The sequence below is a fragment of the Vibrio hepatarius genome (assembly GCF_001274785.1).
Lineage (GTDB): Bacteria > Pseudomonadota > Gammaproteobacteria > Enterobacterales > Vibrionaceae > Vibrio > Vibrio hepatarius.
Genome location: NZ_LHPI01000021.1, coordinates 1 through 18,171 on the forward strand (window position 1 = coordinate 1; position 18,171 = coordinate 18,171).

General features: G+C 47.5%; 24 protein-coding genes. 10 read left to right on the forward strand and 14 right to left on the reverse strand.

The features are described 5' to 3' along the window. From AKJ31_RS19015 to AKJ31_RS19045, 7 genes are all read right to left on the reverse strand, one after another. Positions 1 to 373: hypothetical protein (locus AKJ31_RS19015; protein WP_157052401.1), on the reverse strand; the 373-nt coding region annotated here is incomplete at its 3' end. A gap of 73 nt (positions 374 to 446) precedes the next feature. Next, a complete protein-coding gene (locus tag AKJ31_RS19020; RefSeq protein WP_053410649.1) occupies positions 447 to 998 on the reverse strand; it encodes a hypothetical protein in 552 nt (183 codons plus the stop codon). Beyond that, a complete protein-coding gene (locus tag AKJ31_RS19025) occupies positions 998 to 1,972 on the reverse strand; it encodes a hypothetical protein (protein WP_017190649.1) in 975 nt (324 codons plus the stop codon). Before AKJ31_RS19025 ends, AKJ31_RS19020 begins: the two co-directional genes overlap by 1 nt. A 15-nt stretch (positions 1,973 to 1,987) precedes the next feature. Beyond that, positions 1,988 to 2,857 (reverse strand): hypothetical protein, encoded by an 870-nt coding sequence (locus tag AKJ31_RS19030; protein WP_157052402.1) that lies wholly within the window; start codon positions 2,855 to 2,857, stop codon positions 1,988 to 1,990. Positions 2,858 to 2,866: 9 nt separating this feature from the next. After that, positions 2,867 to 3,421, reverse strand: coding sequence for a hypothetical protein (locus AKJ31_RS19035; protein ID WP_053410650.1), 555 nt, complete (start codon positions 3,419 to 3,421; stop codon positions 2,867 to 2,869). A gap of 103 nt (positions 3,422 to 3,524) precedes the next feature. Continuing rightward, the gene (locus AKJ31_RS19040; RefSeq protein ID WP_017190646.1) at positions 3,525 to 3,827 is read right to left on the reverse strand and encodes a hypothetical protein; all 303 of its coding nucleotides are present in this window, start codon (positions 3,825 to 3,827) and stop codon (positions 3,525 to 3,527) included. Further along, a complete protein-coding gene (locus AKJ31_RS19045; protein ID WP_017190645.1) occupies positions 3,824 to 4,093 on the reverse strand; it encodes a hypothetical protein in 270 nt (89 codons plus the stop codon). Before AKJ31_RS19045 ends, AKJ31_RS19040 begins: the two co-directional genes overlap by 4 nt. A gap of 113 nt (positions 4,094 to 4,206) precedes the next feature. Between AKJ31_RS19045 and AKJ31_RS19050 the strand changes: the two genes are divergently transcribed. Genes AKJ31_RS19050 through AKJ31_RS19060 form a run of 3 tightly spaced genes read left to right on the forward strand, consistent with a single transcriptional unit; the run spans position 4,207 to position 5,704 of the window. Further along, positions 4,207 to 4,782, forward strand: coding sequence for a hypothetical protein (locus tag AKJ31_RS19050; RefSeq protein WP_017190644.1), 576 nt, complete (start codon positions 4,207 to 4,209; stop codon positions 4,780 to 4,782). Between the two features lie 9 nt (positions 4,783 to 4,791). Next, the gene (locus AKJ31_RS19055; protein ID WP_017190643.1) at positions 4,792 to 5,259 is read left to right on the forward strand and encodes a hypothetical protein; all 468 of its coding nucleotides are present in this window, start codon (positions 4,792 to 4,794) and stop codon (positions 5,257 to 5,259) included. 7 nt (positions 5,260 to 5,266) lie between these two features. Then, positions 5,267 to 5,704, forward strand: a complete 438-nt coding sequence (locus AKJ31_RS19060; RefSeq protein WP_017190642.1) for a hypothetical protein — start codon at positions 5,267 to 5,269, stop codon at positions 5,702 to 5,704. Positions 5,705 to 5,715: 11 nt separating this feature from the next. Here AKJ31_RS19060 and AKJ31_RS19065 read toward each other — a convergent pair whose 3' ends face one another. From AKJ31_RS19065 to merR, 7 genes are all read right to left on the reverse strand, one after another. Next, positions 5,716 to 6,852, reverse strand: coding sequence for a hypothetical protein (locus AKJ31_RS19065; RefSeq protein ID WP_017190641.1), 1,137 nt, complete (start codon positions 6,850 to 6,852; stop codon positions 5,716 to 5,718). 190 nt (positions 6,853 to 7,042) lie between these two features. Next, positions 7,043 to 8,968, reverse strand: coding sequence for a hypothetical protein (locus AKJ31_RS19070; protein WP_053410651.1), 1,926 nt, complete (start codon positions 8,966 to 8,968; stop codon positions 7,043 to 7,045). Positions 8,969 to 9,283: 315 nt separating this feature from the next. Beyond that, complete coding sequence (locus tag AKJ31_RS19075) at positions 9,284 to 10,735, reverse strand: EAL domain-containing protein (RefSeq protein WP_053410652.1); 1,452 nt, start codon at positions 10,733 to 10,735, stop codon at positions 9,284 to 9,286. Positions 10,736 to 11,239: 504 nt separating this feature from the next. Next, positions 11,240 to 11,581: a hypothetical protein gene (locus tag AKJ31_RS19080; RefSeq protein WP_146041623.1), complete on the reverse strand. Its 342-nt coding sequence runs from the start codon at positions 11,579 to 11,581 to the stop codon at positions 11,240 to 11,242. 89 nt (positions 11,582 to 11,670) lie between these two features. Further along, positions 11,671 to 12,183, reverse strand: a complete 513-nt coding sequence (locus tag AKJ31_RS19085) for a hypothetical protein (protein ID WP_053410654.1) — start codon at positions 12,181 to 12,183, stop codon at positions 11,671 to 11,673. Beyond that, a complete protein-coding gene (locus AKJ31_RS19090) occupies positions 12,176 to 13,276 on the reverse strand; it encodes a hypothetical protein (protein WP_053410655.1) in 1,101 nt (366 codons plus the stop codon). The genes AKJ31_RS19085 and AKJ31_RS19090 overlap by 8 nt, the downstream gene beginning before the upstream one ends. Before the next feature lie 436 nt (positions 13,277 to 13,712). After that, positions 13,713 to 14,168, reverse strand: coding sequence for a mercury resistance transcriptional regulator MerR (gene merR / locus AKJ31_RS19100; protein ID WP_001166628.1), 456 nt, complete (start codon positions 14,166 to 14,168; stop codon positions 13,713 to 13,715). 71 nt (positions 14,169 to 14,239) lie between these two features. On the opposite strand from merR, the gene merT reads away from it, so the two are divergent. The 7 genes from merT to AKJ31_RS19135 all read left to right on the forward strand — a co-directional run bounded on the left by merT (position 14,240) and on the right by AKJ31_RS19135 (position 17,967). Continuing rightward, positions 14,240 to 14,605 carry a mercuric ion transporter MerT gene (gene merT, locus AKJ31_RS19105; protein ID WP_001294656.1) on the forward strand — a complete coding sequence of 122 codons (366 nt, stop codon included), beginning with the start codon at positions 14,240 to 14,242 and terminating at the stop codon, positions 14,603 to 14,605. A gap of 15 nt (positions 14,606 to 14,620) precedes the next feature. Then, positions 14,621 to 14,896, forward strand: a complete 276-nt coding sequence (merP, locus tag AKJ31_RS22705; RefSeq protein WP_000732275.1) for a mercury resistance system periplasmic binding protein MerP — start codon at positions 14,621 to 14,623, stop codon at positions 14,894 to 14,896. 27 nt (positions 14,897 to 14,923) lie between these two features. Next, positions 14,924 to 15,349, forward strand: a complete 426-nt coding sequence (gene merC / locus AKJ31_RS19115; protein ID WP_000522996.1) for an organomercurial transporter MerC — start codon at positions 14,924 to 14,926, stop codon at positions 15,347 to 15,349. A gap of 38 nt (positions 15,350 to 15,387) precedes the next feature. Beyond that, on the forward strand, positions 15,388 to 17,073 hold the full coding sequence (gene merA, locus AKJ31_RS19120; RefSeq protein WP_000209296.1) for a mercury(II) reductase: 1,686 nt from the start codon (positions 15,388 to 15,390) through the stop codon (positions 17,071 to 17,073). Between the two features lie 17 nt (positions 17,074 to 17,090). Beyond that, positions 17,091 to 17,456 (forward strand): mercury resistance co-regulator MerD, encoded by a 366-nt coding sequence (gene merD / locus AKJ31_RS19125; protein WP_001277466.1) that lies wholly within the window; start codon positions 17,091 to 17,093, stop codon positions 17,454 to 17,456. Further along, complete coding sequence (gene merE / locus AKJ31_RS19130; protein WP_001087807.1) at positions 17,453 to 17,689, forward strand: broad-spectrum mercury transporter MerE; 237 nt, start codon at positions 17,453 to 17,455, stop codon at positions 17,687 to 17,689. Before merD ends, merE begins: the two co-directional genes overlap by 4 nt. A 65-nt stretch (positions 17,690 to 17,754) precedes the next feature. Beyond that, a complete protein-coding gene (locus tag AKJ31_RS19135) occupies positions 17,755 to 17,967 on the forward strand; it encodes a DUF3330 domain-containing protein (RefSeq protein ID WP_000993245.1) in 213 nt (70 codons plus the stop codon). Positions 17,968 to 18,171 lie beyond the last annotated feature (204 nt).

Sequence of the window (18,171 nt, forward strand, 5' to 3'; positions counted from 1 at the left end):
TTGGCTGCGGAATGACGGTTATATCCTCCTTTAACGCTGCCAATTGATGCGCCAAGCTGTTTTCAGTAACTTTGCCAGCGCCCAATCTATCTTGCAGTTCAGAGAATGACATTGCTTCTACGATCGCCGCTTCATCTGCCCATTCCTGCAGTGTTGTTGACTTAGTAAAATCGGACACCGGATAAAAGCGTCTAAAGCCGTAGATGTCCCCTTGATGGTCAATAGCAACATAGTAAGGCTTGCTGTCGTCAAACGGCGGTACGCTTACTTTGTTGTGGGATCTGGCCTTCTTAGCAATGTAAAAAATGAAGGTGCTCACCGCTCCCAAAACAAAGGCAAATCCGACAAGTAGTGTTATCCAATAGAATTCCATGAACTGCCTCTCTAGTTCTCACAAAACGAATGTAAATCATTGTATTAAAATAAAGGCAAAATGCCGTTAACTTTTATAGCTCTAAGCTGTATGTCTGCCACTTCTTCTCGGAAGTTTTCCAGATATAACCTGGTTGGTCGAACTGCGCGGCGATGGGATACCAAACAACCATAAAGTTATCAGAGACTTCCTGTGGAACGCACAGATCAGGAAATTTGCTTATTCCCTCAAGACTATTGAAAACCATGTGGCCACCAGCTGCGATAATCTGCTCGTCGACTTCCTTCTTTCTAATGTAAGGGAATAAGCCATCGATCCATTTTGGATAGCTTTGTATGAACGGGTATTTATCTTGAAAGGTTAACTCAAGTTTCGATTCTCTCTGTAGTAGCGATATAAATCGTTCACCGGAAAATGCAAGTAGGTCTTCGAGTTTTTTAATTTGATCAGCAATCAGGCCGCTACAGAGAGCATCCGGTGCCATGTCAGTGATGCATTCCACATCCCATTTCATGTGGCCGAGGTTGACATAAAGCTGGTGGCAGACGCGTGCAGCATGAGCTAAATCATCCGAATAGTCCTCATTGACCACCATGCCCGGTACGGAAACAAGTAAATCTGTCATTACTGTGCATCCTCCGACTCACCTAAATTAAACACTCGATAGAGTGAGTAATCGTCTTTCTGCAGCGCGGTAATTTTCGGGTTGAAGTACATCACTTTTCCATCACTTAAACGCTTAAGGTATGGGTTAACCGACACTCTCTCTTCTTGGTACCATTCTTTGAAGTAGGCCAGGTTCTCTTGCTTCCACAAGTCGCGGTTTTCATTGAGCTTAATAGCCGGCACGTATAGGTACTGCTCCACCGAAGGGTTACCAATGAATTTCAGTTTGTCGATCGGGAATCCTATCGGCAAAAGTGTCACTGCCGTCATATAGTCACCAGTTGGTGCCATCGGAATGTATCCATCGTTGTCTCTGGTCAACATTGGTATTCTGCTTGTAAATGTTCGACAAAGAGACTCTACCCCTTGCTTACAGAAGACATAATTAGGGTCGTAGACCTTAGTGCCTTCAACCAAGTAGAAGTTAGTGCCTGTCGGGACGTACTCGGTCTTGGCAGAATCACCATAAACGGATGCAACCGTATCGATGGCCATCTTGTTCACAACTTGTGCCTGGGCATCTAAATCCTTCGATTTGTCGACCTTTACTACCGTATAAAGGTACTGATCGCCAAGAACAGAGTGATAAGTGGTTTTAGCTCCTTGTTGCGTTAAAAGACTCAGACCAATATCGAGCGGGTTAACGTGGCCAATCGCACCAATGGCTAATGTCGCGGCCTGCCCTGCGGTCTTAAGTTTGTTCTGGTCTACATCGTAGTAAAACACATCAAGGTTGTTAGTCGTGCGTTTAGGTTCAATCCACTTTAGTGGGTAAAGAAAGCGTGTTGGTTCTGAAAAGTCTTCTGCATCGAGTTCGTAGTCATCAGCGTATTTACCTTTGAGTTCAATATACTCATTGGGTGTTTCTGCACAGCCTGACATCATCAGGGAAAAACTGATCACTGACGCAAGCGCCGCGACGTTCTTAAGCATGTGTTTGTCCTTTTATTATTTAATGAATTTGTTGCTTGCATAGTCGAAAGCGCTATCGCTATCGCCTTCCTCGGAAAAGTCCCAACCTTCATTCCATTCACTATGGCGCCAATCACATATCGAGTACGGGTTATCGTCGGGATGAATGCGTTTTAAAAAAGCCTCACGACCTTGATCAAATGGGAGCGCGTCAGCGGTCAACTTGTCGAGATGTACTTGGGTATCAAAGCCACTCATTAAGAGTGCTTGAAGAAACTGTTTGTCATAGAGAGTATCGCAGGTGAAATACTGCAGTTTATCACTGACATTTAAACTGACATGATAAGTCGCCGCCGAGAGGTCATCATCGTCAGTTAGATGGTCTTGGATAATGAAAAAACTGCCGGCAGTCAGTAAGCCTGTCGATGATGTAAATGCCGTAGGAAAGACAGCTATTGGACTATTGCTATGGATATTTACGCAGAAGTCGCGTTCAAGCCTATCGATGTCATGCCAATGAGTAAGGATCAGGGAATCCGGGAAAACTGTTTTTATGTCAGCCACCAGATCATTTGCGCTGTACAATGAAAACCAGTCGGTGACTGTTCGATGGTCAATGCGATGTTGTAATTCGGCCTCAGCCAGAACCTTTATCACATAAGCGTAACTCGCACGGTCATCGATGGTGAGATCTGAAAATGGCCGACTTGCATTTTCTGGCACACAACCCGGTGATTTTGCCGTTTGTGCCTCTGCAAACAGGAAGGCAGAAAGCAACTCTGTAATTTCGGCCAGAGAGAATGAATGTAGCCGGCTCTTTAACTGAGGTTTAATACTCTTTAGTGGCTTAAAGGAATATAAGCAGTCATCAAACGCTGTATTGGTTAAATCCGTAAGCTTAGTCATTATGTCCATTCACGTTCGCTTTGTTTGAAACAGAGGGTTATGATTTCTGTCAAACGCAACCCGGGATCTACTGTGCTGCCCAGCTACTCCAGCGCTTACAAGCTGGCGATACTGATAGCCATTAACAGCGCCAAGAAAATGGGTCAATCCAAGGTGTCTACACAACCAAAACCGGTGTCGACCCTCTTCGAAGTCAATGGCTCTTGTCTTTAGCACTGGTGTATCAATTTCAATGGCATTGAGCTGCTGGTATATCTCCAACAACTTAAATACCTTATTTTCTGACTTGATCAGTTGCTGCTCTCGGTGATACATCTCACCCAAAATATTGAAATTGAGTAAGTCGTTAAGGTCAGCGGGTATGTAACGGTCTGGTGCCGAAGTCTTCCATAATTCATCGAATTTATTTACATCTACCCAAAGATAGATGAACTCATTGTATGCTTCCGTTAAATCTAACTTGTGGCTACGTTTGAAATGCACATAACCTGTCGAAATCTCTGTAGGATTCGTTTCGGATTGAAGCTGTATGCAGGCTTCATCACTGACCGTTACTCTAATCATTAATATGTCTCTCTACACTTAGAATGTTGGGCCATCAATGAAATGACCCGTTGGGAATAACTAGTGTAATTATGAAAAAGAAAATGCTGATTTAATTGGGCAATTATTTATTTCCGATTGAATCTCGATCAAACCAACTACCTTTTGCTGGCAACTGATCTGCTGCCAACGCATCGCGGATGTCAAAAACGATTTGAAGTGAATCAGATTCATCAGATGTTTGATCCGAAATTTCTTCAATGATTTCTAAACGACGGATTTCATCTGAATGCGATACTGCACTAATGCCCCAAGCTGGTGGGTTATTAGGGTCATAAGCGTTATGTAGTTTTGCAATTTGGTCTTGTTGCTCTTTAAATGCCTTTGGGTCATTGATGGCATACACAACGGTTATGAATTTGGTCATTTCAACATCACTCCATACTCTGCAATTGATTGTTCTCGTTGTTCTTCATAATCACTCAGAAGCCCATATTCACCGGTGGTAGCGCGAATACTAATTTCTGGTTTATCGTCACTAAGCTGCAGCTCAATATCACCGTTCGGGTGGCACCCAGTGTTCACATAAACGTCACCCTCAATAAAAAGGCTATCGTGGGTGCAAGAGCCTTGCTTGCGGCCGTACCAAATAACTTTCTCACCAACCGGTAAAAACTCGATACTTTTCTCCATGTTTACTCCATTTAACAGAAATAGCGGATATAGCGGATATTGAATCAAATGCAATAATACTACACATTCAACAAATAGCGTATAATGTGAGCAATAATTACAGGAGATTGTTTATGGCAATGACAAAAGATGCAAAGAGAAAGGCGAAGAAGAAGAAACTGGCGAAAATCAAAAGTCTGAAACTGAATCAGATGTCAGGCAGACTAGATACCACCAGCACCATCTATGAAGCTGAATGGGGAATACTCGTCCACCAGCCAAGTCTCTCTGTTGATGATCTGCATCCGTTAGATAAAGACAAAGCAAACGAGCTTATTCGACAAATTGAAGGATCCGGGGAGCGCGCTACAATCAAACGCCGAAAAGGTGGCAGCTACGTGATTCTTGAGTGTCCACAAACGTTTGCAACTGCGGATGTGGCTTATGAAGATGGATTGGTAGACCCCATAGACATCATTATCGAAAACGATCTTCCTACTATCACCAAGTTCTTGGGTTTTGTCGTTTGCGATGGCAATGGCAAATTCCTCGCTAAAGACGGTGATCACATTACCGTGCCTGAACGGGCGTACATGTTCGAATCCATTCCTGATGCAGATAAAGTCGCTCAAACCTATGATTTTGGGTTCACAACGATGGTATTTGAAATTGGGGCAACCATTATCACGGCCGTTGTGAAACCAAGCTAAGGGGGCGATATGCCAAGCATTACTAATAAAGAGATCCGTCACCAGACGGTACAGGAAACCGGTACACTAATGCTCGAAAACGGCTATACAGTCAGTTTTGACGAAAGTGGCGCACTGGCTATTAAAGGACATGGCATCGAGTTGTTCCAGTACCCAAGATATTTAGGCTTCATCAAGCACAATACGAACCCTGAGCGGTATCAGCTCGTTGATTGCGGGTGGATGATTGATATACCCGCCGCCAATGCCTTTGAGTTCCAGACATTTACCAAACTGGACCCCATTAGCCCTACTGAATCTTACAACGTGTCCAAGCCGTATGAACTGGAAAACCCAGTCGAATTTAAAGCCGCAATCAGTGAGCTTAAGGCTCAGGCAGAATTCGATAAGAATGAGGGGTATACAGAAATCAAGGTCGATATAGACCTGGTACTTCGCCTGGTATCAACCATCCAAAACCAATCCAATGAGAAATGAGGCAAGTATGCAGTTAGACAGTCGCGGCCTATCAAAGCCAAGTACATTCTTTAAAGCCTACTTCGTTTTTGTATCGTGCTACATGGCGTTGTTAGTCGCGGCCGAGTTAGCACTCAAGAGTACGATTATTGGTGGCCATCTAAGCCAGATGATGGTGATACACCTATTGGTACTGATTTCACCCTTTAAAAATGACCGATTCGGCTTCCTTAAAGAGCTGTTACTAAGCGTAGCGTTTGGCCTGCTTCCTATGGGCATTATCATGTACCTAAGCATTAATGTGTTTAATGCGCCATTACACCCGGATGTCACCATACCGATCGTTGCGCTATGCTCGGGTACACTCTTCTGTACAACGGTTGCATCGTGGTTTATTGCCAGTCGAATAGACCGAACATTTACGGTACTGAGCTACAGAAATACATCAAAAAAAAGGGAGCCATGAGGCTCCTTTTTTTATACATATGAACTCCAGCCAGTAACGCCTTTCATCTCATACCGTTCTTCTATTACAAACCTGCCGCCATCTTCTCCAAATTCCGGTTCCTGAGTTGGCTTTAAAATGCTGTGGTATACCAAGGATGCAGGAAACCGGTCTTCTACTGTGAACTCAGCTAATGACCCTGGCGGTGGTGGAGTATCTAAGCTGTTTTCAAGTCCATCGATGGTACTTTCAGGATAAGCCTGTAATTGCTCCCACGGTTTGAGTTTCGATAAAAACAGCCAACGCCATGAATTGCCTGAATTCCAAACCCCAATTACGCTAAAGCGGATGCCGTTAAACGTTTTAAAGATAGGATTCCCAAGTAATAATATCGGCTTTTCAAAATATTCATCATAGCCATCTGAAATCGCGTCCAGAACTGATAAGAACATTTCGTCTTTCGAATCGCCCGGTGAGACTACAATAGAATTTGCAAACACAGGATGTTCTTCATCATTTTCATCAAGCCAATAAAAGCACGGCTCGCCAAATTCTACCTGGTCGGGGATGTCATCTTCTGTGTATTCCTTTAAATTCCATCCAAGGAAGCCATCTAAAAGGTTAACATAGGTCCAAGGATCTATCGGGTGAGAGATTCGCATCCGGTTTTGGAAATCATCAAAAGTGGTGCCTTCCAAATGTTCTTGTAACTCTTTAAGTGCTGGGTCGTCTGACATAGATAGCAATTGTTTTAAAGAAGCCATCATGTTTTCATCAGCAGTCCCCTCGCCCATTAAACCGACCATCTCTCGAAGTTCGCTAAAGTCGATGGCATCATCATCTCTATCTCTAATTGCGTCCAAGTCAACGCGATACGCTTTTGGCTTGTTCGAAAATGGTGAGATTGACTTCACCAACGCTAAAATCGCCTCGTATTGGTCAACCTGTAGAATGTCCGAAAGCTTTTCAGCCATAAATTGGTGAGTCGAGTTCAATACCGTTGGTGTGACTTGCGGCTCTTGAATCGGTAAGGAGTTGATAAGCGCATCCCAAGATTTGAAATTGAAAAGCTCTGCCAACATACTACGAGCTTCTTTGTCATCTATTTTTAGCGACTTACTTAATGAAGTTGCACTTAATCGAGCTTTCTTGTGAGTGGGTAAAATCATTGGTTTACCTATAGTGATATATTGAAGCAATGTTCCACTGGGCTAAATCCGTTCCGTCACAACAAGAGCTTTTTTATTGTGAGCAGTTGCTTAGTAAACTAGCACGAAGTAATTTTTACTTATACTAAGTCGTGCTTAGCTTAATCCAGTCCTAATTAGATGAACCGTTGAGTTAACGGTAGTTAGTTATTCATCCAAGATAAAAAGCGCCACGAAATATTTTATCCAATGCCTCAATCAGCTGGTGGGAGAACTTTTCATATTCATTTTTTAATTGAGAACAGCCTGAGTATGGAGCACCAGTAAAGTAACGGTCGGTAATAGCCTGTGCATTCACTACAACGACACAATTATCTGGATACCTCCCACTTAGTTGTAAACCTTCACTTATGATTGTTGTTAACGTGTCCAGGTTCACGGCGTCTGTCATGTATATGTCATTCACGTAGAATACATCGCAGCCTTCGAAATGTTCATTATCACTAAGTAAAGTGTTGTTACTCACATACTGGGCTAATTGTTGAAACTCGCGGCTCATTGAGTCCATTAGATCGTCATGTATACCTAATGACTCAGGTGATAAGAGTTCGGAAAAATAGCTACCACTTATGAAGAAATTCAATTCCCCACTTTGACCAAGATTGTCTACGGTAAGCCTTTCAATCCTAAATGGACTGACAAAAGGCTTCGAGTATTCGTAAGCGTGTTTACGCTCTTCTAATTCTTCATTACGTTCCTCTCTCTCGAAATTGAGATAATACTCAATCTCTGATTCAGATAATGCGCCAGCCTCTACTTCTCTTTCTAAAGCTTCTCTAGTGGATGTTAAGTCAAGTTCAAAATCACTTTCATCGTATTCATAAAGGTCATCGTCTTCATCAAGGTCATCGTGATAACCCAGTTCATCCTCACCACGACCAAAAGGGACGACAAACAGATTAGTGCCAGTTTCTGAATGGAAGTGCGTTGCAAATTTTGACTCTGAGGTTGTGTATAGACGATCTTCTACTTCAACTGGGCTGGTAAATGGCCTAATGGTCAAATCTCGTAATGATTTCGACCAATCTTCCTGAGCTTCTAGCCATTCAAACGCATATTTACGAATCACAGCGGTAAATGCATCGCACCAGATAAAATCTCTGTAATGATCGTATTTATTGCGCTTTGATGTGTTTGAAAATGGCACTAGAACTTCCAATTCATCCCAAAGTAACGTTTGATAATCTTCTTTATCCGAATACATTTCATTTAAAATGCAATGACCTTGTATTTTACTGATCAGTTCACCTATTAATTTGTTTTCAAAGCTATCAACTTTAGTCTTATCTACCGGAAAGAATGGATTGGGCTCAATATGAGAATATCTGTTCAATGATGGAGATGTGCAACTGGCAAGCTTTTCGAACGATTCCCTTAATGGACTATCAAGGTATTGGCTAATGTCCAAGCGACTACCTTGGTTAGTGACAACTGGCTTACGAACCAAATCCGATGCAGCTTGTACAATGCACCATTTAGAGTGAGCATTCCAATAGCGATAAAAGATGTCTTTTATGTTCGAACCTATTTTTTCTGCAGTACTGGTAGGCATCTTCTTAGCTTTTAAAGATGCTTGTGGATCTATTGTAATTTCAGGGATTCTTTTTGATATGTCAGTGTGAGAACTACAGTACCAATGACCTTTACCATCCGGTGTTAATTCTGATGGTGCAGGTTGATTCAAGATGCCTTCTACCGAGACACCTGTTCCAATCATGAATACCACGGAAGCAAAATCGTTATCGTGTATTTCTGCATATATCTTTTCAGCAAAACTTCTCCAGACAGCCTCTCTCTCTCGCACCGTAAGAGGAAATCGCTCTGGGAATGGAAATGCATTTAGTGTGAAGTTAGCTCCAATGTGGTGATTCGCATGTAGAACTTCATTCAAATTGCGGATGAACAGATCTGTAATTTCGATTGGCAAGTCTGAAAGTAAAGAGCTCACTGTCCTGTACTGGAGTGCTTGTGCTACCGCTTCTCGAATGCTGGCTAATTTGATGTTGTGACCATCGTTTTTTAGATGGCTATGGATGTGTTGACAAAACTGAGAGTATTCAGCTTTTATGGTGATCATAATCAAACCTTTTGCTATCTGGCGCTCAATTAACAGTTATTAGCTGGTGGTTGATTACTAACTGGAAAAAGTTGTTGATTATTACTGTTTGTAATGGAATCAAATGCCGTTGGAGTCTGAGCGCAACTCAGGTGACACAACCCAATCGCCGTAACGATAATGCAAGGTTAAACGATCGGTGAGAACTCTGCAATATCAATGTTATGCACAACCATAGCTAAACATATTGATTGAAAAGTATCCCTCACTTATCGAACTCCGCAATCCAATTGTTTGCGTTTATTCTGGGGAAAACCGGGCGGAAAACACCCAACATCAGGAAGACTTTTTATTATTTAAAAGAGTAAGCAATTCAGTTAGCGGTAAAGAACGGTAGAAATACCAGCCTTGAACATACCCTTGTGTACTGTGCTTGGTGATCATGTCGTATTCACGCTTGGTTTCCACACCTTCAAAAACGACCTCTTTGCCAAGGCTTGCAACAAGATCCATGATGGCACTTGCCATCCCCTTTTTAATGTCGAAGTTCAAAGCGTTCACAAATACGCGGTCTATCTTGATGGAGTCGAAGTTAACCTCTGTTAGCCAAACAAGGTTCGACACACCAGTTCCAAAATCATCCAACACCACCATAAACCCTAGCGCATGAGCTCGCGCAGAGAACTCAGCGATTTCTATCAGCTCAACATCTATGCTTTCAGTGATCTCAATTTTTATCTGACTTGGATTAATGTCATGTGAGCGTACAAGCGCAATTAAGTACTCCAGAAAGGCATGCTCACGAATTTCATAACTACAAATGTTGATGCCACAGGAAAACTGAGGGTCATTGCGTAACACTGACGCCATATCTGAAATTGCTCGCTTGGCCGTAAAGTGTGCCAGTTCCGGGTACAGCGACAGTTTCTCAGCAATACTAATGAACAACTCTGGTGATACTCGCCCGTATACGTCGTCAGTCCACCTTACAAGCGATTCTACGGCCTCGACACGACCATTCCCGATTCTGACTATGGGTTGATACTCCATGAAAAGCGATTCTTCACTTAGAGCCGTTCTGAAACGTGCTTCAATAGTTTGCCGGTTGGAAATGATCAGTTGTAAAAGGTGAGTTATGAGATAACTGATTGTCAGGATGACGATGAAGACAATGGTGTTCGATCGGATGCTGTAATATGGGAGGCCAGCCCTATCATTGATCGTTCTAACGCAAAACCCATATACCTTACTGCAAGCATCCGTTGAAAGTGTTAAGGCAAAATAGGAATTAGATTTCTTCGCTGGGGCGTACTCGTCAAATATGTGGTCAACAGTTTTGGAGTAAATTTGAAACTGAAACTGTGGTAGCTTTTTAAGTACTCTTGAATAAGAAGTGGTGATGTTTACTGCGAAGAAATTACCTTTCGCGGTTAAATTGTAGTGCTCCGAAATCCGATACAAATTTTCCTCGTTTGAATAAAACTGGTAACCATTCTGCTCACCCGAACCCTGGTACCTCAGTTTAGTCGGTTTTATTTCTCCCCAGTTCGCAGTGCAGTACACGGTGTCGTCTTTCATAAATCCAGCATCGAAGATTTCCGAATTCGTCATGACAAGTTCACGAAGCTTATTGATGTTGTCTTTATTGCAGGTGAAACCTTCGATCGAATTAGCCGTGGTGAGAACAGTCACCAACTGTGACGTGACAAGTTCGGCATTACCTAAAACATCGGTGGCGAACTCTTCTTGCTCTATTTTCTGAATCTCATACGAAAAGAATGACGCCATAGATAGCATCGATAGTAAGGATACAGAGAATATTGCGAGTAGCTTAAATTTAGCTTTCACCCGGGCCTCTAGTAGTCATGTTCGTTAATTCTTGACCTAAAACAGTGCAGGTTTAATTAAGAATAGCAGTATGCCGTTCCTACGCATATTGTTTTATGGTCTATGTTTATACACAGCAAAAAGGTGGTATAATCATTAAATTAGAGCCCATTGGTCTGAAAGAGCAATCGAAGGCAGCATCTGTGCGACGTATAACATCACCGAACACTTGAAGATCGACGCTTGTTTAAAAGCAAGCCTGCCACTAACTCGAAACACAAACGAAGAGAAAAACACAAAACAGACAACTACTAAAAACGAGGCAAAGCTTATGAATCCTAATCACATCAAGACGAACCTTACAGTTGCTGCTCTCTCACTTGCGTTAGTATGGGGTACTGAATTTCAGATTCAGACCAATGTGTTTTAATGCACTATCATCGATAACAATTCCACACGTTCCTATCATTCGTCCCTGAGATATTCGGCGTATTTTTCTTCAAACTCTTGGAGCATTGATTTCCTTGGCCTCGGAGCTGCATAGTGATAGTTCCGATTTTGACCCATTGCTGCTTTTTGCTGGGCCTTAAGCTTGGAAATTTTGTTGGTTATGCCACCACTTCTGATTTGCTGTTTTATGTAATGGGCAAAGTAGTCCTTTCGTACCGACAACTTACATTCAATAAGCCCAAACTGAGCGCAGAACTCCCGCCATAAACATTCGCTGAGCCCTTGCACTTCGAAACCAAGCCCCTTGCAAATCAACATGTCATTTGCCCAGTCGGGCATGTCAGTACGTACAGACACAGTTATATTCTCCGAATACTTTATAGTTCATTTGGTTGGACGCATTGAGTCTGCAGTCCAAGAAAAAAGAGCCCGAAGGCTCTTATTTTTCATACGGTTTTCATTCTAGCCATGACTTGGGAATGGGCTGCGTAGTCACATGCTTTGATAAAGATCCAACAACCTTTAATAGCAAGGTATGCATAAACAACATGGTCGACATCTGTTAAACCAAAACTTTCACTAAAAACAACTAGCTGGTGGTAGATCCCCGACAGCCAATCGCTAAAGCCATTTTGTGATGCGTTATGAAGCCTGTCTGCATCCAGAAATGTTATTTCTTTGCCACTCCTTACACTGCTAGCCAGAGCGCTGTATGCGGCATAAGCCACCTTGCTTAATAAGGCTGCTACCATTGCCGTGATACCTTCTTTCATGCCCCACATAGCAAGGTAAAAATGACTTCCTTTATAATTCTCTTCCCCTTGGTGAAAGAGATAGGTCAAAACCCCATAACACATTAGAAATACAAGCGATGCGGATAGTGCTTCTGCCCGGATGCCTATGAAAATGGCTAACCCTAAGTTCATCATCAAATCCATGACGCCGAGAACTTTAAACATAAAAAATTCTCTCATTCAGTTGATAAGGTAGCGTCAAAAGACCACTGTTTTTAACAAGTGTATGTGCCATATGCGCAGAAACACCTGATGGATGTTTTGGCATTAAGCGTTCTGCCATTGCGTCTGCCTGCCCGTCCTTGAAGCTGCCGATCGCTTTCAAAAATCTAATTAGGGATTTGGGGTCGATTAATCGCCATGTAAATTGGGTTGGTGAGAAAAGAGTTTGTCCATCGTTACTGAACCCTACCTGCTCCGTTGCCAATATGTTGTGAATAGAATCTTTAAAGGCCACCACGACGGGTGTGAATTGCATTGTTTCATCGAAAACAGTCCACATCGGGTTCGGTGATTCAGACAATACAGATGCAAGTGAATACATCCTTTCATCGTCAAATTCATTGCTCGACATCCAATCCACTTCAATGAACGTGATTGGTGTACCAGTAGGCGAAGATGGCATATTGTTGCAATCCAAATCGACTTTGATGTGAGTAACGCGCTCTCCAGTAAAGAGATCGGGCCGCTGCTTCACCAAATTCTCAAATAGAGAAGGTAACCCGAATACTATAACTGGAATTTGAGGCTCTTTATTGTTTGCCTCGGCGTATGCCACCAGCCATTGAACTAAGTAAAGGGTCTTTCCAGTGCATGAACCTCCGACTACGACTTCAAGCGAACGAGATTCTTTATTTGATAAGATCTGACAAAAACTATTCACCATCTGCCCTACCATTTCGAACTCTAATTTGATGCGCGGCATTTCTTTAAAGTGCTGACTCATTTCGGCCAAAACTAGATGCAGCAACCGCGACTCAAATTGTTGGTCCATAAAATCTGGATAATGTGTACCAGCGACAGTTTTGGCGCGCTCGAGTACATGTGCGTGATTATCATAGCCAAGAGCTTGCGCGAACATGTCACTTGATACTGATAAAGACGGTTTGTATTGAAACGCAAGTTCTGGCGTAGTTTCTGTGCCTGGGTTCGCTGCCTGATGACATAGAAAGGCTAATAGAGATTGAAGCGATGTAACATCTCTCGATAACCGAAACAGGTTATCAAGGGATATTACCGGTAAAGTAACGTATGACATACGTAGTCCTTGATAATTAAACTCTATGAAATGCTCGCACGCCTAAGATGTCGCGCAACTACGGAGGTGTTCAGATAAGACGGCCATAGGTGCAGTAAGAACTATGCTGTAGTACTTGCTGTCCATATTTAAGAAACGGTTCGCCATCTCGATAACGGTTGCCGGTGTGTCCGGGGTAATCATTTTCTCTAAAAGAGATCTGTCTTGAATGACCTCTACGTATAACTCCGGGCTAACCTCTTTCCCAATTAACGCTTCAATCGTTATGCCCAATTGCAAAGCCAACTCATAGTAAGGTGACCCGTTTTCTGCTTTTTGTAGAAAGATGCTAAATACCGTGTGTCGATACCATGCCACTACAACGTCGTTGTCACTGAATGGACGGCAACCACCAAACCAATGAGGGGTCGTCTCAGAATTCGGAAAATAAAGCACGCTAAGGCGTAGTCACCCCGTGACTCCCCCGCGCCGATGCAGCGAGCTTCGTTCCGTCTTGCAGTGACGCAATCAGCGGGCAGGAAACGTTCCCTTTCCGCGCATGGCAGGCGCACACCAGTTCAGACAGCACGGCCTCCATGCGTGCCAAGTCGGCCATCTTCTCGCGCACATCCTTGAGCTTGTGCTCGGCCAGGCCGCTGGCTTCCTCGCAATGGGTGCCATCCTCCAGCCGCAGTAGCTCGGCGATTTCGTCCAGGCTAAAGCCCAGCCGCTGGGCCGATTTCACGAACCGCACTCGTGTTACATCCGCCTCGCCATAGCGGCGAATGCTGCCATAGGGCTTGTCTGGCTCCGGCAGCAGGCCCTTGCGCTGGTAGAACCGGATGGTCTCCACATTGACCCCGGCCGCCTTGGCAAAAACGCCAATGGTCAGATTCTCAAAATTAATTTGCATATCGCTTGACTCCGTACATAACTACGGAAGTAAGCTTAAGCTATCCAAACCAAATTTGAAAGGACAAGCGTATGTCTGAACCACAAAAGTCTGAACCACAAAACGGGCGCGGCGCGCTCTTCGCCGGTGGGCTGGCCGCCATTCTTGCGTCGGCCTGCTGCCTGGGGCCGCTGGTTTTGATCGCCTTGGGGTTCAGCGGGGCATGGATCGGCAACCTGACGGTGCTGGAACCCTATCGCCCGATCTTCATCGGCGCAGCGCTGGTCGCGCTGTTTTTCGCCTGGCGGCGCATCTACCGCCCGGCGCAAGCCTGCAAACCGGGTGAGGTCTGCGCGATTCCCCAAGTGCGAGCTACTTACAAGCTCATTTTCTGGATCGTGGCCGCGCTGGTCCTGGTCTCGCTCGGATTTCCCTACGTCATGCCATTTTTCTATTAATCACAGGAGTTCATCATGAAAAAACTGTTTGCCGCCCTCGCCCTCGCTGCCGTTGTTGCCCCCGTGTGGGCCGCCACCCAGACCGTCACGCTGTCCGTGCCTGGCATGACCTGCGCCTCTTGCCCGATCACTGTCAAGCACGCGCTTTCCAAGGTTGAGGGCGTGAGCAAGACCGACGTAAGTTTCGACAAGCGCCAGGCCGTCGTCACCTTCGACGATGCCAAGACCAACGTCCAGAAGTTGACCAAGGCGACCGAGGACGCGGGCTATCCGTCCAGCCTCAAACGCTGATCCGTTAACCGAACTCGGGAGCGACACATGGGACTCATCACGCGCATCGCTGGCAAAACCGGCGCGCTCGGCAGCGTCGTTTCCGCGATGGGCTGCGCCGCCTGTTTTCCTGCCATCGCCAGCTTTGGCGCGGCCATCGGACTGGGCTTCTTGAGCCAGTACGAGGGGCTATTCATTGGCATCCTGCTGCCGATGTTCGCCGGCATCGCGTTACTCGCCAATGCTATCGCTTGGCTCAATCATCGACAGTGGCGACGCACGGCGCTCGGCACGATAGGCCCGATCTTGGTGCTGGCAGCGGTGTTTTTAATGCGGGCTTACGGCTGGCAGAGCGGTGGACTGCTCTATGTCGGCCTGGCCTTGATGGTTGGGGTGTCGGTCTGGGATTTCATCTCGCCAGCACATCGCCGCTGCGGGCCGGACAGCTGTGAATTGCCAGAACAACGTGGCTGACGGCAACAGCCGTAGCCACCACAGAAAAGGAAAAATACATGACCACCCTGAAAATCACCGGGATGACCTGCGACTCGTGCGCGGCTCACGTCAAGGAAGCCTTGGAGAAAGTGCCCGGCGTGCAATCGGCGCTGGTGTCCTATCCGAAGGGCACAGCGCAACTCGCCATTGAGGCGGGCACGTCATCGGATGCGCTGACTACCGCCGTGGCCGGACTGGGCTACGAGGCAACGCTTGCCGATGCGCCACCGACGGACAACCGCGCCGGCCTGCTCGACAAGATGCGCGGCTGGATAGGGGCCGCTGATAAGCCCAGTGGCAACGAACGCCCGTTGCAGGTCGTCGTCATTGGTAGCGGTGGAGCCGCGATGGCGGCAGCACTGAAGGCCGTCGAGCAAGGCGCGCAGGTCACGCTGATTGAGCGCGGCACCATCGGCGGCACCTGCGTCAACGTCGGTTGTGTGCCGTCCAAGATCATGATCCGCGCCGCCCACATCGCCCATCTGCGCCGGGAAAGCCCATTCGACGGCGGCATGCCACCCACACCGCCGACGATCTTGCGCGAGCGGCTGCTGGCCCAGCAGCAGGCCCGTGTCGAAGAACTCCGTCATGCCAAGTACGAAGGCATCCTGGACGGCAATTCAGCCATCACCGTTCTGCACGGTGAAGCGCGTTTCAAGGACGACCAGAGCCTTATCGTTAGTTTGAACGAGGGTGGCGAGCGCGTCGTGATGTTCGACCGCTGCCTGGTCGCCACGGGTGCCAGCCCGGCGGTCCCGCCGATTCCGGGCTTGAAAGAGTCACCCTACTGGACTTCCACCGAGGCCCTGGCGAGCGACACCATTCCCGAACGCCTTGCCGTAATCGGCTCGTCGGTGGTGGCGCTGGAGCTGGCGCAAGCCTTTGCCCGGCTGGGCAGCAAGGTCACGGCCCTGGCGCGCAATACCTTGTTCTTCCGTGAAGACCCGGCCATCGGCGAGGCGGTGACAGCCGCTTTCCGTGCCGAGGGCATCGAGGTGCTGGAGCACACGCAAGCCAGCCAGGTCGCCCATATGGACGGTGAATTCGTGCTGACCACCACGCACGGTGAATTGCGCGCCGACAAGCTGCTGGTCGCCACCGGCCGGACACCGAACACGCGCAGCCTGGCATTGGAAGCGGCGGGGGTAGCCGTCAATGCGCAGGGGGCCATCGTCATCGACAAGGGCATGCGCACCAGTAGCCCGAACATCTACGCGGCCGGCGACTGCACCGACCAGCCGCAGTTCGTCTATGTGGCGGCAGCGGCCGGCACTCGTGCGGCGATCAACATGACTGGCGGCGATGCGGCCCTGGACCTGACCGCAATGCCGGCCGTGGTGTTCACCGACCCGCAGGTCGCCACCGTGGGCTACAGCGAGGCGGAAGCACATCACGACGGGATCGAGACCGACAGTCGCCTGCTAACACTGGATAACGTGCCGCGTGCGCTTGCCAACTTCGACACACGCGGCTTCATCAAGCTGGTCATCGAGGAAGGTAGCGGACGGCTCATCGGCGTGCAAGCGGTGGCCCCGGAAGCGGGTGAACTGATCCAGACGGCGGTGCTCGCCATTCGCAACCGTATGACCGTGCAGGAACTGGCCGACCAATTGTTCCCCTACCTGACCATGGTCGAAGGGCTGAAGCTCGCGGCGCAGACCTTCAGCAAGGACGTGAAGCAGCTTTCGTGCTGCGCCGGATGAGGAAAAGGAGGTGTTCAATGAGCGCCTACACAGTGTCCCGGCTGGCCCTTGATGCCGGGGTGAGCGTGCATATCGTGCGCGACTACCTGCTGCGCGGATTGCTACGGCCGGTCGCGTACACCACGGGCGGCTACGGCTTGTTCGATGACACCGCGTTGCAACGGCTGCGCTTTGTACGGGCTGCCTTCGAAGCGGGTATCGGCCTGGACGCACTGGCGCGGCTGTGCCGGGCGCTGGATGCTGCGGACGGTGACGGTGCGTCTGCGCAGCTTGCCGTGTTGCGGCAACTCGTCGAGCGTCGGCGCGAGGCCCTGGCCAGCCTCGAAATGCAACTGGCCGCCATGCCAACCGAACCGGCACAGCACGCGGAGAGTCTGCCATGAACAGCCCAGAGCACTTGCCGTCTGAGACGCACAAACCGATCACCGGCTACTTGTGGGGCGCGCTGGCCGTGCTCACCTGTCCCTGCCATTTGCCGATTCTCGCCATTGTGCTAGCCGGCACGACGGCCGGCGCGTTCATCGGGGAGCACTGGGGTATTGCAGCCCTCACGCTGACCGGCTTGTTTGTCCTGTCTGTGACGCGGCTGCTGCGGGCCTTCAAGGGAAGATCATGACCGCTTCCCAGCCAGCCGAGAGTGGGCAGCTTTGAGCTTCGCTACCAATCTGGAGGAGTACCACCATGAACGCAAACGCCCCGAACACTGCCAGTTGCACCACCTGCTGCGTATGCTGCAAAGAAATTCCGCTCGATGCCGCCTTCACCCCGGAAGGCGCGGAATACGTCGAACATTTCTGCGGGCTGGATTGCTATGAACGCTTCCAGGCACGCGCCAAGGCCGCGACAGAATCTGACATTGCGCCTGTCCCTGGCGGTTCGCAGCCGTCAGATTGAGGCATACCCTAACTTGATGTCAGATGCCATGTGTCATTTTCAGAAGACGACTGCACCAGTTGATTGGGCGTAATGGCTGTTGTGCAGCCAGCTCCTGACAGTTCAATATCAGAAGTGATCTGCACCAATCTCGACTATGCTCAATACTCGTGTGCACCAAAGCGAGGTGAGCATGGCGACGGAGGCTCTGTTGCAAAGATTGGC

Bases quoted from the DNA above. Each gene is read 5' to 3' on its own strand.
- merA (WP_000209296.1), top strand. From the start codon at position 15,388: ATGACCACCCTGAAAATCACCGGGATGACCTGCGACTCGTGCGCGGCT.
- AKJ31_RS19135 (WP_000993245.1), top strand. From the start codon at position 17,755: ATGAACGCAAACGCCCCGAACACTGCCAGTTGCACCACCTGCTGCGTA.
- AKJ31_RS19030 (WP_157052402.1), bottom strand. From the start codon at position 2,857: ATGACTAAGCTTACGGATTTAACCAATACAGCGTTTGATGACTGCTTA.
- AKJ31_RS19020 (WP_053410649.1), bottom strand. From the start codon at position 998: ATGACAGATTTACTTGTTTCCGTACCGGGCATGGTGGTCAATGAGGAC.
- AKJ31_RS19085 (WP_053410654.1), bottom strand. From the start codon at position 12,183: ATGTTTAAAGTTCTCGGCGTCATGGATTTGATGATGAACTTAGGGTTA.
- merP (WP_000732275.1), top strand. From the start codon at position 14,621: ATGAAAAAACTGTTTGCCGCCCTCGCCCTCGCTGCCGTTGTTGCCCCC.
- AKJ31_RS19055 (WP_017190643.1), top strand. From the start codon at position 4,792: ATGCCAAGCATTACTAATAAAGAGATCCGTCACCAGACGGTACAGGAA.
- AKJ31_RS19040 (WP_017190646.1), bottom strand. From the start codon at position 3,827: ATGACCAAATTCATAACCGTTGTGTATGCCATCAATGACCCAAAGGCA.
- AKJ31_RS19065 (WP_017190641.1), bottom strand. From the start codon at position 6,852: ATGATTTTACCCACTCACAAGAAAGCTCGATTAAGTGCAACTTCATTA.
- AKJ31_RS19090 (WP_053410655.1), bottom strand. From the start codon at position 13,276: ATGTCATACGTTACTTTACCGGTAATATCCCTTGATAACCTGTTTCGG.
- AKJ31_RS19075 (WP_053410652.1), bottom strand. From the start codon at position 10,735: ATGGCGTCATTCTTTTCGTATGAGATTCAGAAAATAGAGCAAGAAGAG.
- merE (WP_001087807.1), top strand. From the start codon at position 17,453: ATGAACAGCCCAGAGCACTTGCCGTCTGAGACGCACAAACCGATCACC.
- merT (WP_001294656.1), top strand. From the start codon at position 14,240: ATGTCTGAACCACAAAAGTCTGAACCACAAAACGGGCGCGGCGCGCTC.
- AKJ31_RS19045 (WP_017190645.1), bottom strand. From the start codon at position 4,093: ATGGAGAAAAGTATCGAGTTTTTACCGGTTGGTGAGAAAGTTATTTGG.
- merC (WP_000522996.1), top strand. From the start codon at position 14,924: ATGGGACTCATCACGCGCATCGCTGGCAAAACCGGCGCGCTCGGCAGC.
- AKJ31_RS19060 (WP_017190642.1), top strand. From the start codon at position 5,267: ATGCAGTTAGACAGTCGCGGCCTATCAAAGCCAAGTACATTCTTTAAA.
- AKJ31_RS19070 (WP_053410651.1), bottom strand. From the start codon at position 8,968: ATGATCACCATAAAAGCTGAATACTCTCAGTTTTGTCAACACATCCAT.
- merD (WP_001277466.1), top strand. From the start codon at position 17,091: ATGAGCGCCTACACAGTGTCCCGGCTGGCCCTTGATGCCGGGGTGAGC.
- AKJ31_RS19035 (WP_053410650.1), bottom strand. From the start codon at position 3,421: ATGATTAGAGTAACGGTCAGTGATGAAGCCTGCATACAGCTTCAATCC.
- AKJ31_RS19025 (WP_017190649.1), bottom strand. From the start codon at position 1,972: ATGCTTAAGAACGTCGCGGCGCTTGCGTCAGTGATCAGTTTTTCCCTG.
- AKJ31_RS19050 (WP_017190644.1), top strand. From the start codon at position 4,207: ATGGCAATGACAAAAGATGCAAAGAGAAAGGCGAAGAAGAAGAAACTG.
- merR (WP_001166628.1), bottom strand. From the start codon at position 14,168: ATGCAAATTAATTTTGAGAATCTGACCATTGGCGTTTTTGCCAAGGCG.